This window comes from Brucella cytisi (genome assembly GCF_038433355.1).
GTDB classification, from domain to species: Bacteria; Pseudomonadota; Alphaproteobacteria; order Rhizobiales; family Rhizobiaceae; genus Brucella; species Brucella cytisi.
In genome coordinates this window covers 121,248-134,600 of the sequence record NZ_JBCAUP010000004.1, presented here as the reverse complement: position 1 = coordinate 134,600, position 13,353 = coordinate 121,248, and the positions used below count along the sequence as shown (strand labels likewise).

Genomic DNA, 13,353 nt, shown 5'->3' with positions numbered 1-13,353 from the left:
ACATACGAGCAGCAGCTTCCCGTTCACGCGTTCTTGATATATGAAGCGCGCATGTTGTCTGTCGTCATTGAAACCCTGAATTCTGAAAGAGCGCTAGCCCACACGCTTTCGGCTTTGGTGCCTGCCGTCGTGGAGGGGCTGCTGCGTCGTGTTACCGTTATCGACCGGGGATCGTCAGATGAAACCGCTCTCGTCGCACTAGGTGCAGGCTGCGCCTTTTATGCTGAAACGGATATTGAGATTGCGCTCGATGAAATTCGAACGCAGTGGGTACTATTGCTGAAACCGGGCGCTATTCCGCAGGAGGGGTGGGAGGAAGTCCTCCGCCGTCACATGGATAATGATGGCGCCGCCGCGCGCTTTTCACTGCCGGAAGATGGCGGTTTCGGTTTGGTTCGGAAAATCGTTGGCCGCAAAGCGACACTTGATGCCGGGCTCCTAGTCCGGTTGGACCTTGTAAAGCCGCTATTGCTCGACAGCGTGGCGTTTGATCAGCTTCCGCAACATTTACGGTCTGTCCGCCTCAAACACCCCATTCTGCCGCCCGACGAAGACTGACCAAAACAGAAAGGTGAAACCTGAAGCTTAGCCTTTTTCGGCATACATGCCGACCGGATTAGTTCTGGTGAGAGGAGGGCGAAGTATCGCCAACGCGATGAGCCGAACCATCCTGATGGACTGGAGCCTCTATCGAGGCAGGAGCCGCGTAGTCGAGAGCTTCTGGCTCTGCGTTGCGACCGGCGTACGGTCGTTCGCATAGAGATTGGCAGGTTCGCCGAGATGCGGGTTTTCAGCGAAAGCAGCACCGGCGCTAAGAGCGAGGGCAGCGGCAGCAACAACAATCTTTTTCATTTTCCTATCTCCGTGGAAGATGGAGCGGCGTTTGTTCGTCGTTCTGATGCAGCTGAAAAAGGCGGTTTTCTCAAAAAGAGCGAACAGTCTGTCCCAATGTATTGTCCAAGTGAACAATAGGGCATTTTCAGGCTTTTGGTTGGGAGAGCCGTTCAGAAATTATTTTGGAGAAGGGGCACTATAGGTCGAAATGACGAACCAGTCGGGTCTTTCGGCGGAAAGTTGCGCTGCTGCGCGCTCTGCAGCAGCCATATCTTCAAAGATCGCATAACAGGTCGCACCTGAACCGGACATCTGCGCATAAAGCGATCCGCTTGCGCGAAGCAGGTCAAGTTTGTCACCGATCTGGGGGGCAAGTTTTAGGGCTGGAGGCAGAAGGTCGTTGCGGGTCGTCTCCAGATAGGCGCAAAGGGGGGCAATATCTGCATGGGAGGCGAATTTCAGCGCTGGATGGTCGCGTTTGTCGAGTGCGCGAAAGACATCCGGCGTTGCAACAGCGGTTCCATCATTGACGAGGAGCATGGGCACGGCTGGCAATCCCGCAACCGGGGTCAGGCTTTCACCGATGCCACGTGCGGCTAATGGTGTGCCCTTCGATGCGCCATGCAGGCACATGGGCAGATCGGCGCCAAGGGTAAGCCCCATCGCGGCGAGTTGCTCGAAACCGAGACCAAGCCCCCACAACGCATCAAGTGCGAGCAGCGTTGCTGCGGCATCGCTCGATCCGCCGCCTATGCCCGACGCAATCGGCAGGTTCTTCTCCAGATGAATGGCGACGGGCGGCAAAGCCCTTTGTGCATGCTCGTGCAAGGCGTCGCGCGCCTTGAGAACCAGATTGCCGCCATCGAGCGGTATGCCCTTTGCAAAAGGACCGCTGACAGTGAAGCTGTCCTTTTCGGAGTGCTCGATACGGATGAGGTCGCCATAGCGCGCAAAGACCACCAGCATATCGAGTAGATGGTAGCCATCATCTCGACGCCCCGTCACATGCAGCGCGAGATTGATCTTGGCTGGGGCAAGACGCGTCACCACATGTGCGAACCCGGCATTTGCGGGCGTTTCGGTTGTCGTAGAATGGGTCATGTCTGCTAGGGAACCGGGACGCGAGAAAACATGGCGATCGCACCGCTTCGCCGGCAATTGTTCGTGGTGGAAAGGTCAGTCCTTCTTGACGTAATATTCGCCGGTTTTAGGGTCTTGCACGAGTGTTCCGTGAGCCCGGTTCTGCGCTTCCTTTTCTGCCTGACGCACACGCTGGGATACGCGCGAGGCTTCACGCTTGAACGAGCGGTAGCCGTACCAGGCGGCGGCGATGATCAGCAGCAGAAAAATGAGCTGGGGCATGGCCTCAAGTCCTTAAGGGTCGCATTTCGGATTGCCGGATCGCAAAAGTCGAAATGCGGGATGTTCATGAAGGGGCGGGAAGCGGCCCACCCCACTTTCAGACACCATATCATGGTGAAACGAAGGAATTCAAAGCTTTGGTTCGAAAATCGCTGCTGAATTTCGCCTTCGCTTTATTTTTATAGGCCATAGCGGCCCCAAAGTGCCTTTTCTTCGGCTATCGAAAGCAGCCCATCGCCGAGATGCGCGGCGACGGAAGCCGGTTCAAGATTACCGAGCGCCATATCAACGCCGGGCATCTTGCGCCCCAGAAGGCCGCGTTTCTGTTCCACGAGCTTGAGCTTGATCTTGTCGCCGTAGGTTTTGCGCAGGAAGCTGCGCATATCGCCCAGCCCGTCAATCAGGCCAAGCTGTTGCGCCTTGATGCCGGTCCAGAACAGTCCGGTAAACAGGTCCTTGTCCTCGGCAAGCTTTGTACCGCGCCGTTCCTTCACCATTTCGATGAAGGTTTCGTGGATTTCGAGCTGCAGTGATTTCAGCCGCTCGATATCGGCCTTCTTTTCCGGCTGGAACGGGTCAAGCGTCACCTTGTTGGAACCCGCCGTATAGACGCGGCGCTCAACACCGATCTTTTTCAGGAGTTCGGGGAAACCGAATGACGCTGACACGACGCCGATCGAACCGACGATGGATGACGGGTCGGCGATGATTTCATCACCAGCCAGCGCGATCATATAGCCACCCGAGGCGGCTACATCTTCGACGAAGATAAAAACCTTCTTCTGATGTTCGGCGGCAAGATCACGAATACGCCTATAGATCAGACGGGACTGAACCGGTGACCCGCCGGGCGAGTTGAGCGAAATGGCGACGGCGGGCGCTTCCTTGTCGGTGAACGCCTTTTCAAGAACAGTCGCAGTCGACGCCAATGAGAGCATCGGACGGAACGCAGAACCGCCGGACATGATGGCGCCATGCAGTCGCACGACAGGAATCTCGATGGAAACCGGGCGGAAGCGGCGTGGAACGAGGCGCGTCAATAAACCGGACAAGGCTAACTCCTGCTAACTGAAATCATTCAGCGGGAATGTAGGAAGCCATATGGGAAACACAAAGAAAACCGCCCGGAAATTTTGTTTTTCGGGCGGTGACGTCGTTTCTCTCAGACGTTTTTCGGCTTTGTGACCAGACGCAGCAGAATATAGCCGCAAATGGCCGACAGGCCCGAACCGGCCAGTACGCCAATCTTCGTTTCCGCTTGCATGAGTTCGGATGGGAAAGAGAGGAGGCCGATGAAGATGCTCATCGTAAAGCCGATCCCGCACAGGACCGCTACGCCGTAAAGCTGTATCCACGTAGCTCCAAGCGGCTTTTGCGCGAGACCCGTCTTGATCGCGAGCCAGGCCGCGCCGAAAACGCCAAGCTGCTTGCCGATGAAGAGGCCAAGCATAATGCCGAGAGTAAGTGTATCCCGCATCACCGAGGCATCGAGACCCGCAAACGATATGCCCGCATTGGCGAAACCGAAAATGGGCACGATGATGAAGGCAACAGGCCTGGCCAGCGCATGTTCCAGCACATGCAGCGGCGAGGTCATGTCGTCAGGCTTGCCAGGCGCTGCCTTCAGCGGAATCATCAGCGCCGTCACCACGCCTGCAACCGTTGCATGAACGCCGGAATTCAGTACGAAGAACCAGAGGGCGGCTCCGCCGATCAGATAGGGCAGGAGCTTCATCACTCCCATCCGGTTCATGACGAACAGAACGATAGCGGCGGCGAAAGCTCCGCCCAGATAAGGCATGGAGATTTCAGCTGTATAGAAGATGGCGATGATGACGACGGCCGCGAGATCGTCCAAAATTGCGAGTGTCGCCAGAAAAACCTTGAGGCTCGAGGGAACCCGCGACCCCAAAAGTGACAGCACGCCGAGCGCGAAGGCAATGTCAGTAGCGGAGGGCACCGCCCAGCCGCGCACCTTGGCTGGGTCGTGCCAGTTGAACGCGGTGAAAATGATGGCCGGAAGAATGACGCCGCCCGCGGCGGCAATGCCGGGCAGCATACGGTTCGGCCAGCTTGCCAGTTGGCCGTCGAGAAATTCACGTTTGATCTCCAGCCCCACAAGAAGGAAGAACACGGCCATCAAGGCGTCGTTGATCCAGTGAGAAAGGCTGAGCGGCCCGATATAAAAGTGAAGCGCTTCAAAATAGGCCTGCGAGAAGGGAGAGTTCGCCACGATCAACGCAAGCGCTGCCGCCACCATGAGGCTTACACCCCCTGCAGATTCGCTATCCAGAAAGCGCCGCATGATCGATACGGGGCGGCTTTGATTTGGGCTATGGTTCATTGGTCCCGTTGCCTGTTCTTGTCGTTTTGCTGTTTGCGCTTTTTCGGAAAAGGGCGGCGGGGAGCCGCAGAACGAAAATTGCGGTTTTAGGAATATTGGCTCGAATATAGGGTTTCAACCAAAATCACCCGCTCGGACCGAAAACGATCCGCTCGTGTGAGTGGAACTTCTGAAATATTGCGATGTTATCCGATCCGGGAGGACACCGCGATGGTGCTCACAGCTATTTTCGCCCAGCTCAATTGCTCCGACCTCGAACGCAGCACGGAATGGTTCGCCACGATTTTCGATCGGAACCCCGATGCGCGACCAATGCCGGGACTGGCTGAGTGGCATCACGGTTCGAGTGCGGGCTTCCAGCTTTACCAGAACCCCGCTGAAGCAGGGCACGGCACCCTGACACTGATCGTCCGCGATGTGAGGGCCGAACATGCGCGTCTTTCGTTCGACGGGGTTCGTCCTGGCAATGTCGAGACCGCCGACTATAGGATGATTCTGAGGTTGCATGACCCGGACCGCAATCTGGTCGTGCTGACGCAACCGCGTTTCTAGATCAGAGCGTCGAGCCCGTTATTGATACCGTTGGCACGTGGCGTGAAACCATGTCCATTGGTGCCGTGGAGAACAAGCGCTGGCATCAGCGAAAGACCGGCGCGGCTCCCGCGTGTGCCTGTCACGACAATACGGATTGCCGCCGCTTCGGGGCGCGGCTGAACGGGGATGATCCTAAGCCCGCCAAACCGTCCCGACAGAGACTCAAGGATGGGGGAAATTGAGCCCGGTCGGGCAATAATGGCAATACCGCCGCCGGGCTTCACAATAGCTGCCGCAGTGCGCACCCATTGCTCGAACATACCTTCGGGCATGACATGCGCTTCCGCCTTCAACGGATCGGGTGTACTGCGATCGCGCGCTTCGTTGAAGGGCGGATTCATGATGGCGAAGTCGAAACTGTTGTCGACAAGCCCTGCGGCAATGCGTGCCTTGCCTCTCAGCGCGACGTCGGCTTCGATCACGCTGATACGGCCTGCCAGCGCGGCATTCAGCGGATGCGCAACACTTCTGCGGGCAAAGCCGGCCATGAAACCGGAACGTTCGACAAGAGTGATATTGGTGTCAGGGCAGCGCGAGGCAACAGCAAGCCCCGCAGCACCTGCACCGCTGCCAAGATCGGCAACGCGCCCGGCAAAGCCGCTTGGAACGGCGCTTGCCAGAATCATCGCATCCACACCGGAACGATGGCCTTTCAATGCGGGCTGGATGAGGTGAAACGCCCCACGATGAAACACATCAAGCGTTTCTCCAGCCTCATCTTCAGTTTCAAAACTTGCTTCCGAAGTCATCGATCGCGCAGTTCGTGTTCAATCTCGGCATCGATCAGAATCTGCCGTGCTTCCTCAAGCTGTTCTTCGCTGACCAGCAGGCGACGAGGCAATACGCCGAGAGAGCCTTCGATGATGCTCATATTAGTGTCGGCAATAAAATAGGCGATCCCGGCCTCTTTCATCAAGGCCTCGGCAAAGGACAGCAGAACGGAATCATTCGTACGGATAAGTTCGATCATTTGAACAGTTTGTAGCGAATGCACCGCATTGACAACAGCTTCCTTCAATGGTGAACAGGCGTTGGAATAGTAACGCTTTGAGGGCGCTTTGGGGGCAGTTGCGTCTTGAGCAATTCGGTCCGTTTCAATAATGTGGCCGGGCAGCTAGGAGAAATGGCATTGGGTGTGGTTCTGAATCTGGACGGTAAAAAGGAACAGGGAGGATCGGTTCAACCGCTTGTCGATCTGACAAAGGCCGACATGGCGCGGGTGAACGAGATGATCCTTTCCCGGGCCGGGTCCGATGTTGAAATGATACCGGAGGTCGCCAATCATCTGATTTCCTCCGGCGGCAAGCGCCTGCGTCCCATGATGACGCTCGCGGCGGCCCGCATGTTCGGTTACGAAGGCGATGGCCATGTGCGTCTCGCGACTGCTGTGGAATTTATGCACACTGCAACACTTCTGCATGACGATGTGGTTGATGAAAGCGATCTGCGTCGCGGAAAAAGCACGGCGCGCATGATCTGGGGCAATCAGGCCAGCGTTCTCGTCGGCGACTTCCTGCTCGGTCAGGCCTTCAAGATGATGGTCGATGTCGGTTCGCTGGACGCGCTCGACGTTCTGGCGACCTCGGCTTCGGTGATTGCGGAAGGCGAAGTAATGCAGCTTGCCGCTGCCAAGAACATGGAAACTACCGAAGACGAATATCTGGCGGTCATCAAAGCCAAGACTGCGGCGCTGTTCTCGGCAGCCGCTGAGGTCGGCCCGATCATCGCGGGCGCACAGCGTTCGGATCGTGCGGCACTACGCGATTACGGTCTCAATCTCGGTCTCGCTTTCCAGCTCGTTGACGATGCGCTCGATTATGGCGGCTCGGCAGCCGAACTCGGCAAGAATACCGGCGATGACTTCCGCGAAGGCAAGATCACGCTTCCGGTGATTCTGAGCTATCGCCGCGGCACCGACAATGAACGCGCTTTCTGGAAGCACGCGATCGAGGACGGTGCGAGCGATGACGCCTCGCTTGAAAAAGCCATCGGCCTGATGACGAAACACGGTGCGATTGCCGACACGGTACAGCGCGCGCGGCATTTTGGCGAAATTGCCCGCGATGCTCTGGCACCTCTGAAAGCGACGCCTCAGAAGGACGCGCTGATCGAAGTCATCGATTTCTGCATCAGCCGTGTGAACTGACCGACAACAGTTGCAAACTCCGGCCAGCATTTCTTGCGAGCCAGGAATACTCAGGAAAAGCATCCTATCACGGATGCTTTTCTTGCCCCGCCATCCCAAAAAGGCCATGCTTGGGGTGCCTTTTCCGGCAAAGAGACAGCGTGCCCGGCTTTGAGCCACTTGAGGGTTTGCTTGCCGGTATCTGTCACAGGGATTTGAGAAGAGGATAGGGCTTTATGCGGCAAGGATCGAAATACCGCCCGCTTTATGGATTGCTGCTCTCGCTTCTGGCGGGAATCGCGATCCCGACAAGCGGTGCTTTGGCCAAGGCGACAACCGATCCTGTACCGCCTCCTGTCCGCGCCGGTTCGTTCGCCGGGGCCTATCTTGCCGGACGTACTGCCGAATCCGACAATAATCTTGCCGCTGCCGTCGATTTCTATCGTCAGGCCATGGCATTTGATCCGGGCAATGCGCAGGTCAAACAGGATCTGCTGCTGGTTCTGCTGACCGAGGGCCGCTTCAAGGATGCCCTGCCTCTGGCGGAGGAACTGAAGAACGTCCCGGATATCGAGCGTTTTTCTCGCGTGGCGCTGGCCATCGACGCCATCGACCGCAAGCAATATCGCAAGGTCGAGCCGCTTTTGATGCTGTCGTTGCAATCCGATATGGATCGCCTTGCGACAGGCTTCATGAGCGCATGGGTGAAGGTCGGGCAGGGCAACCCCAAACAGGCGCTCGCCGACATCCAGAAAATGCAGGGACCGGAATGGTATGGTTTGTTCCGCACCTATAATTCTGCGCTCATAGCCGATCTCGCCGGCCAGAAGCAGGAGGCGCGTGATTTCTACCAGCAGGCTATCGACGACCGGCCGGGCGGAAGCTCTGCCCCCGACACTTATGAACGCATCGTGATGGCCTATGCCTCCTTCAAACTTCGTCAGGGCGACAAGAAAGGTGCGATCAAGACGTTGAACGATGCAGCCGAACTTCTGAACGGTCGCATGACGATCACAGAAATGCGTGAAAAGATCGAGGCTGGCGAGAAATATGGCCGCCTGATCAAAACCGCTCAGGAAGGTACTGCCGAAGCCCTCTACACGCTTGGCACTGCGATCAACCGCAGTGGCGCTGAAGCCTTTGCAAAGCTTTATCTGCAGATGTCACTGCCGCTGCGTCCGGGCAATGACGCAACGCTTTATCAGCTGGGCGATATTTCCGCCAAATTGCGCCAGCCGGAAAAGGCAATCGACTATTATGGCCGCGTGCCAGAGAAGTCGCCTTATCGCCGTGACGCGGAAATGCAGCGCGCGCTCAATCTGGCAGAAAACGACCAGTCTGCCGAGGCCGTCAAGCAGCTGAAAGTTCTGCTAGACCGCGACAAGACCGACATGCGCACTTATCTGGCCCTCGGTGGCGTCTATGCGCAGGACAAGAATTTTGCCGATGCAGCGAAAATTTATGATGCTGCTGTGGAGCAGATCAAAACACCGGAACGCAAGGACTGGCCAGTCTTCTACCAGCGCGGCATTGCCTATGAACGTCTGAAGCAATGGGACAAGGCCGAGCCCAATTTCCGCAAGGCGCTTGAGCTTTATCCCGACCAGCCGCAGGTGCTGAATTATCTCGGTTATTCCTGGGTCGACCGTGGTGATAATCTTGATGAAGCGCTGGGCATGATCAAGAAGGCGGTCGAGCTGCGCCCGCAGGACGGTTATATCGTCGACTCGCTGGGCTGGGCCTATTACATGCTGGGTCGGTATGATGAGGCGGTGGTTGAACTGGAAAAGGCGGTCAAGCTTCGCCCGGAAGACCCGACGATTAACGACCATATGGGCGATGCCTATTGGCGTGTCGGGCGCCTTCTGGAAGCGACGTTCCAGTGGAACCATGCCATTGCAGGCAAACCCGAGCCGGAAGATCTGGTGAAGATCGAGGCGAAGCTGAAGAAGGGACTGCCGGATATTCCGGGGCAATCTTCTGCTGAAGCTGCAAAGCCTGCCGTGAAAAAGCCGGATGGGCAGAAGCCGGGAGATCCCGCGCCATCGCCTGCTCCTGCCGCACCTTCCGATAAGGCTCCGGAAAAGCCTGCTACGGACTAACGAACTTCAGGCTGTCGGTTTCAAGATGGTGTGACACCGAAACTGGCAGCCTATGCTTGACCCTGCGTTACGGACAAATTAGACCGGGCCATCATTTCAATTACAAGGCCCGACCCCGTGTCCAGTACGTTGCCAGCACATATGCATCCCACCCGTTCCTTTCAGGGGCTGATCCTGACGCTCCATAACTATTGGGCGGAGCACGGCTGCGCTATCTTGCAGCCCTATGACATGGAAGTGGGCGCGGGTACGTTGCACCCGGCGACGACTTTGCGGGCGCTCGGACCGCGTCCGTGGAACGTGGCCTATGTTCAGCCCTCACGCCGCCCAAAAGATGGACGCTATGGTGAAAACCCGAACCGTCTCCAGCACTATTATCAGTATCAGGTTCTCCTGAAGCCAAGCCCACCCAATTTGCAAGAACTCTATCTTGGTTCACTTAAGGCAATCGGCATCGACATGAACCTGCATGATGTGCGCTTTGTCGAGGACGACTGGGAAAATCCGACGACGGGTTCGTGGGGCCTTGGCTGGGAATGCTGGTGCGACGGCATGGAAGTGTCGCAGTTCACCTATTTCCAACAGGTCTGCGGTATTGAATGCTCGCCGGTTTCCGGTGAACTGACCTACGGTCTCGAACGCCTCGCCATGTATGTGCAGGGCGTGGACAACGTCTACGACCTCAACTTCAACGGCCTCGAAGGCGACAAAAAGGTCACCTATGGCGACGTGTTCCTGCAGGCCGAGCAAGAATACTCCCGCTACAATTTCGAGATTGCTAACACCGAAATGCTACATCAGCACTTTATCGATGCCGAGCGTGAATGCGAAGCCGTTCTGAAAGCTGGCAGCATGGGCGAGACCTCCTTGCATAAGTGCGTTTTCCCGGCCTATGACCAGTGCATCAAGGCATCCCACGTGTTCAATCTGATGGATGCGCGCGGCGTGATCTCGGTTACCGAGCGTCAGAGCTATATTCTGCGCGTGCGCAATCTTGCGCGTCAGTGCGGCGAGGCATTCCTTTTGACGGATGCCGGTGGTTTCAATTTCAAGCGTGAGGGCGAGTAAAGAACATGCCTGATTTGTTGCTCGAACTCTTTTCCGAAGAAATTCCCGCTCGCATGCAGCGCAAGGCTGCCGGTGATCTGAAAAAGATGATTACCGATGGTCTGGTGGAGGCTGGCCTTACCTATGAAGCTGCGACCCCTTATTGGACGCCACGTCGTCTGACGCTTGATATTCGCGGTCTCACCGTGCGTTCCAAGGACGTGCATGAAGACATCAAGGGCCCATCGGTCACAGCACCGGAACAGGCCATTCAAGGATTTCTGCGCAAGGCCGGTCTGACGGATGTAGCCCAAGCCCATATCCACTCCGATCCGAAGAAGGGTGATTTCTACGTCGCCCATCTGACGAAGCCGGGCCGTGCAGCTGAAGAGATCGTTGCCGAATTGGTGCCGCAGACTATCCGCAATTTCCCATGGCCGAAATCCATGCGCTGGGGTGCTGCTTCCGCTAGGCCGGGTTCGCTTCGTTGGGTACGCCCGCTACAGTCGATCCTCTGCACCTTCGGTCCTGAAACCGAGGAAACCGTGGTTATCGATTTCGATGTCGATGGCATCAAGTCGGGCAATGTCACCTATGGCCATCGTTTCCTGAGCGACGGTCAGGCGATCAAGGTGCGCCGCTTCGAGGATTATGTCGAAAAGCTCGAAAAGGCTTTCGTGGTTCTAGATGCCGAGCGCCGCAAGGAAATCATTTCGCAGGATGCGCATAATCTCGCCTTCGCTTCCGGCCTTGAGCTGGTCGAAGACGATGGACTTCTGGAAGAAGTGTCCGGTCTGGTCGAATGGCCGGTGGTGCTGATGGGCGAGTTCGAGCAAGAATTCCTGGCCATTCCGCCGGAAGTCATTCGCCTCACTATCCGCGCCAATCAGAAGTGCTTCGTCACCCGCAAGCAGGGCGAAACCGAAGCGCTTTCCAACCGCTTCATTCTGGTGTCGAACATTGCGGCCCGCGATGGCGGCACGGAAATCGCCTATGGCAACGGCAAGGTCGTGCGCGCACGCCTGTCGGATGCGCTCTATTTCTGGCACACCGATCAGCATGATCTGCCCGACCTCGACAAGCTTGCCGCTTCGGCGGAAAAGTTCGGTCTTGAGCTGAAAAAGCCGCTCGATCAGCGCATGGCGCGTCTGGATGCACTGAATGTGACCTTCCATGCCAAGCTGGGCACGCAAGGCGCACGCATTGAACGCATTCGCGAACTGGCTGCGCAGATTGCGCCGCTGGTGGGTGCCGATCCGAAGCTTGCAGCCCGTGCCGCAGTTTTAGCCAAAGCCGATCTGACCACCGAAGTTGTCGGAGAGTTCCCCGAGCTTCAGGGCGCGATGGGTCGCAAATATGCGTTGCTTCAGGGCGAAGATGAAGCCGTCGCCGCTGCGATTGAAGAACACTACAAGCCGCAAGGTCCATCTGACTTTGTGCCAAAGAACCCTGTTTCGGTTGCCGTTGCGCTTGCCGACAAGCTCGACACGCTGGTCGGCTTCTGGGCGATCGACGAAAAGCCTACCGGTTCGAAGGACCCGTTTGCTCTGCGCCGTGCGGCACTGGGCGTGATCCGACTCCTGCTGTCGCAGGAATGGAAGTTCCCGCTGCTTCCGCTCTTCCGCTCGGCGTTTGCCGCGCTGAAAGAAGGTCAGGTCCAGCGCAAGCTGCGCGAATTTGAAGCCAAGCTTGCTGCGGAAAACTCCGGTGATGTTGACGGCGAACAGGACGTCGACAACGCATTGGCCAGCTATGAAAAGCAGGCTCGCGCCGAGGCGGAGGCATCGTCCGAGCCGTTGCTGGTCGATCTTTTGTCGTTCCTCCATGACCGTTTCAAGGTGCATCTGAAGGAAGAGGGCGCACGCTACGACGCCATCGATGCCGTGCTGACGCCGGATGCCGACAATCTGCTTCTGGTTGCGCGTCGACTGGAAGCGCTGATCGTCTTCATCAATGAAGAAGATGGCAAAAACCTTCTGGCCGGTGCCAAGCGCGCCGCCAATATTCTCGCTGCAGAAGAGAAGAAGGGTACGAAGGTTGCAGACAGCGTGAGCGCTTCTCTTCTTCGCGAAGCGGAAGAAAAGGCGCTGTTCGAAGCTGTCACTCTGGCTTCGCAAGATGCCGAGGCGGCAATTGCCCGTGAAGATTTCAACGGTGCGATGCTGGCACTCGCCAAGCTGCGCGGTCCCGTCGATACGTTCTTCGAAAAGGTGCTGGTGAACGACGAGGACGAGAATGTCCGCGCCAATCGTCTGGCATTGCTCGACCAGATTCGTGCGGCCACCGGCAAGGTGGCGGATTTCTCGAAAATCGCTGGCTGATTATTGGCAGTATGATAAAAAATATGGCGCCTGTGGGCGCCATTTTTGTTTATTTCAGACTTGGTCTCAGTTCGAGTGAACTGAGGTCGATCTCGCCCAATGCACTGGCCCAGGGATCGCCAACGACCCGTACCGGCTTGGCGAGATCAAAGTCTTCTGCCGGTGCTGCGGCTGGCTCAAGCAGATCGTCCGGGACGGGCTGGCCCTGCATACGCGCCATATAAGCGCGAGCGCGCTTGCGGCGGGCTTCGATTTCCTTCTGTGCGTCCAGTTCGGCTGCCTGCTTTTGCGCACAGGTGCCGCAGACTGGCAGGCCGTTGGTGCCAATCTTGTCATAGCCAATATAATCTATGGAGCCGACCTGATAGGTCGGCGCCCCGCGCTCACCTCCGTTTGCGAAAGCAATTCCGGGCAGTCCGATGGCCGTCAGCGAAATAGCGATAAATCGCGATAACATTATTCACCTCACGCATGAATAACATCATTATGACCTGAAAAACCTAACAAAACGCAATTTTTCATACGCAACCGTGATCGTCTTGCCGTGATTGTGCCCGGATAGGGGGCGAGCTTGCTTGCACATCGCTTGCACCGGGGCCAGAGCTTGTGTAGGCAGAACGGGCT

Annotated in this window: 13 protein-coding genes and 1 pseudogene; 6 read left to right on the top strand and 8 right to left on the bottom strand. The window is 57.0% G+C overall.

Annotated elements, in window-relative coordinates; translation table 11 throughout:
* Nucleotides 1–51: 51 nt before the first annotated feature.
* On the top strand, nucleotides 52–558 hold the full coding sequence (locus AAE521_RS05225; protein ID WP_071633645.1) for a glycosyl transferase: 507 nt from the start codon (nucleotides 52–54) through the stop codon (nucleotides 556–558).
* A 58-nt stretch (nucleotides 559–616) separates the two neighbouring features.
* Here AAE521_RS05225 and AAE521_RS05220 read toward each other — a convergent pair.
* The 5 genes and pseudogenes from AAE521_RS05220 to nhaA all read right to left on the bottom strand — a co-directional run bounded on the left by AAE521_RS05220 (nucleotide 617) and on the right by nhaA (nucleotide 4,540).
* Nucleotides 617–852: pseudogene (locus tag AAE521_RS05220) on the bottom strand (hypothetical protein).
* Between the two features lie 159 nt (nucleotides 853–1,011).
* Nucleotides 1,012–1,935 (bottom strand): 4-(cytidine 5'-diphospho)-2-C-methyl-D-erythritol kinase, encoded by a 924-nt coding sequence (locus AAE521_RS05215; RefSeq protein WP_071633646.1) that lies wholly within the window; start codon nucleotides 1,933–1,935, stop codon nucleotides 1,012–1,014.
* Between the two features lie 75 nt (nucleotides 1,936–2,010).
* Entirely contained in the window at nucleotides 2,011–2,196 is a 186-nt protein-coding gene (locus tag AAE521_RS05210; RefSeq protein ID WP_006466164.1) for a membrane protein, read from the bottom strand.
* A gap of 179 nt (nucleotides 2,197–2,375) precedes the next feature.
* Nucleotides 2,376–3,248, bottom strand: a complete 873-nt coding sequence (locus tag AAE521_RS05205; RefSeq protein ID WP_071633349.1) for a S49 family peptidase — start codon at nucleotides 3,246–3,248, stop codon at nucleotides 2,376–2,378.
* A gap of 110 nt (nucleotides 3,249–3,358) precedes the next feature.
* Nucleotides 3,359–4,540 carry a Na+/H+ antiporter NhaA gene (gene nhaA, locus AAE521_RS05200; protein ID WP_071633350.1) on the bottom strand — a complete coding sequence of 394 codons (1,182 nt, stop codon included), beginning with the start codon at nucleotides 4,538–4,540 and terminating at the stop codon, nucleotides 3,359–3,361.
* A gap of 210 nt (nucleotides 4,541–4,750) precedes the next feature.
* On the opposite strand from nhaA, the gene AAE521_RS05195 reads away from it, so the two are divergent.
* Nucleotides 4,751–5,092: a VOC family protein gene (locus AAE521_RS05195; protein WP_071633351.1), complete on the top strand. Its 342-nt coding sequence runs from the start codon at nucleotides 4,751–4,753 to the stop codon at nucleotides 5,090–5,092.
* Here the strand turns inward: AAE521_RS05195 and AAE521_RS05190 are convergent.
* Complete coding sequence (locus tag AAE521_RS05190; RefSeq protein WP_071633352.1) at nucleotides 5,089–5,883, bottom strand: tRNA1(Val) (adenine(37)-N6)-methyltransferase; 795 nt, start codon at nucleotides 5,881–5,883, stop codon at nucleotides 5,089–5,091. The genes AAE521_RS05195 and AAE521_RS05190 overlap by 4 nt on opposite strands.
* Nucleotides 5,880–6,104, bottom strand: a complete 225-nt coding sequence (locus AAE521_RS05185) for a putative signal transducing protein (RefSeq protein ID WP_010658339.1) — start codon at nucleotides 6,102–6,104, stop codon at nucleotides 5,880–5,882. The genes AAE521_RS05190 and AAE521_RS05185 overlap by 4 nt, the downstream gene beginning before the upstream one ends.
* 159 nt (nucleotides 6,105–6,263) lie before the next feature.
* On the opposite strand from AAE521_RS05185, the gene AAE521_RS05180 reads away from it, so the two are divergent.
* From AAE521_RS05180 to glyS, 4 genes are all read left to right on the top strand, one after another.
* Nucleotides 6,264–7,280, top strand: a complete 1,017-nt coding sequence (locus tag AAE521_RS05180) for a polyprenyl synthetase family protein (protein WP_342060763.1) — start codon at nucleotides 6,264–6,266, stop codon at nucleotides 7,278–7,280.
* Between the two features lie 215 nt (nucleotides 7,281–7,495).
* The gene (locus AAE521_RS05175; protein ID WP_342060665.1) at nucleotides 7,496–9,361 is read left to right on the top strand and encodes a tetratricopeptide repeat protein; all 1,866 of its coding nucleotides are present in this window, start codon (nucleotides 7,496–7,498) and stop codon (nucleotides 9,359–9,361) included.
* Nucleotides 9,362–9,502: 141 nt separating this feature from the next.
* On the top strand, nucleotides 9,503–10,429 hold the full coding sequence (locus AAE521_RS05170) for a glycine--tRNA ligase subunit alpha (RefSeq protein ID WP_071633354.1): 927 nt from the start codon (nucleotides 9,503–9,505) through the stop codon (nucleotides 10,427–10,429).
* 5 nt (nucleotides 10,430–10,434) lie between these two features.
* Nucleotides 10,435–12,729 carry a glycine--tRNA ligase subunit beta gene (gene glyS, locus AAE521_RS05165; RefSeq protein ID WP_342060664.1) on the top strand — a complete coding sequence of 765 codons (2,295 nt, stop codon included), beginning with the start codon at nucleotides 10,435–10,437 and terminating at the stop codon, nucleotides 12,727–12,729.
* Between the two features lie 49 nt (nucleotides 12,730–12,778).
* Here glyS and AAE521_RS05160 read toward each other — a convergent pair whose 3' ends face one another.
* Entirely contained in the window at nucleotides 12,779–13,186 is a 408-nt protein-coding gene (locus AAE521_RS05160; RefSeq protein ID WP_071633356.1) for a hypothetical protein, read from the bottom strand.
* Nucleotides 13,187–13,353 lie beyond the last annotated feature (167 nt).

Excerpts from the sequence above, each read along its gene's own strand:
- AAE521_RS05225 (WP_071633645.1), top strand. The coding sequence starts at position 52 with ATGTTGTCTGTCGTCATTGAAACCCTGAATTCTGAAAGAGCGCTAGCC.
- AAE521_RS05215 (WP_071633646.1), bottom strand. The coding sequence starts at position 1,935 with ATGACCCATTCTACGACAACCGAAACGCCCGCAAATGCCGGGTTCGCA.
- AAE521_RS05210 (WP_006466164.1), bottom strand. The coding sequence starts at position 2,196 with ATGCCCCAGCTCATTTTTCTGCTGCTGATCATCGCCGCCGCCTGGTAC.
- nhaA (WP_071633350.1), bottom strand. The coding sequence starts at position 4,540 with ATGAACCATAGCCCAAATCAAAGCCGCCCCGTATCGATCATGCGGCGC.
- AAE521_RS05195 (WP_071633351.1), top strand. The coding sequence starts at position 4,751 with ATGGTGCTCACAGCTATTTTCGCCCAGCTCAATTGCTCCGACCTCGAA.
- AAE521_RS05190 (WP_071633352.1), bottom strand. The coding sequence starts at position 5,883 with ATGACTTCGGAAGCAAGTTTTGAAACTGAAGATGAGGCTGGAGAAACG.
- AAE521_RS05185 (WP_010658339.1), bottom strand. The coding sequence starts at position 6,104 with ATGATCGAACTTATCCGTACGAATGATTCCGTTCTGCTGTCCTTTGCC.
- AAE521_RS05175 (WP_342060665.1), top strand. The coding sequence starts at position 7,496 with ATGCGGCAAGGATCGAAATACCGCCCGCTTTATGGATTGCTGCTCTCG.
- AAE521_RS05170 (WP_071633354.1), top strand. The coding sequence starts at position 9,503 with ATGCATCCCACCCGTTCCTTTCAGGGGCTGATCCTGACGCTCCATAAC.
- glyS (WP_342060664.1), top strand. The coding sequence starts at position 10,435 with ATGCCTGATTTGTTGCTCGAACTCTTTTCCGAAGAAATTCCCGCTCGC.
- AAE521_RS05160 (WP_071633356.1), bottom strand. The coding sequence starts at position 13,186 with ATGTTATCGCGATTTATCGCTATTTCGCTGACGGCCATCGGACTGCCC.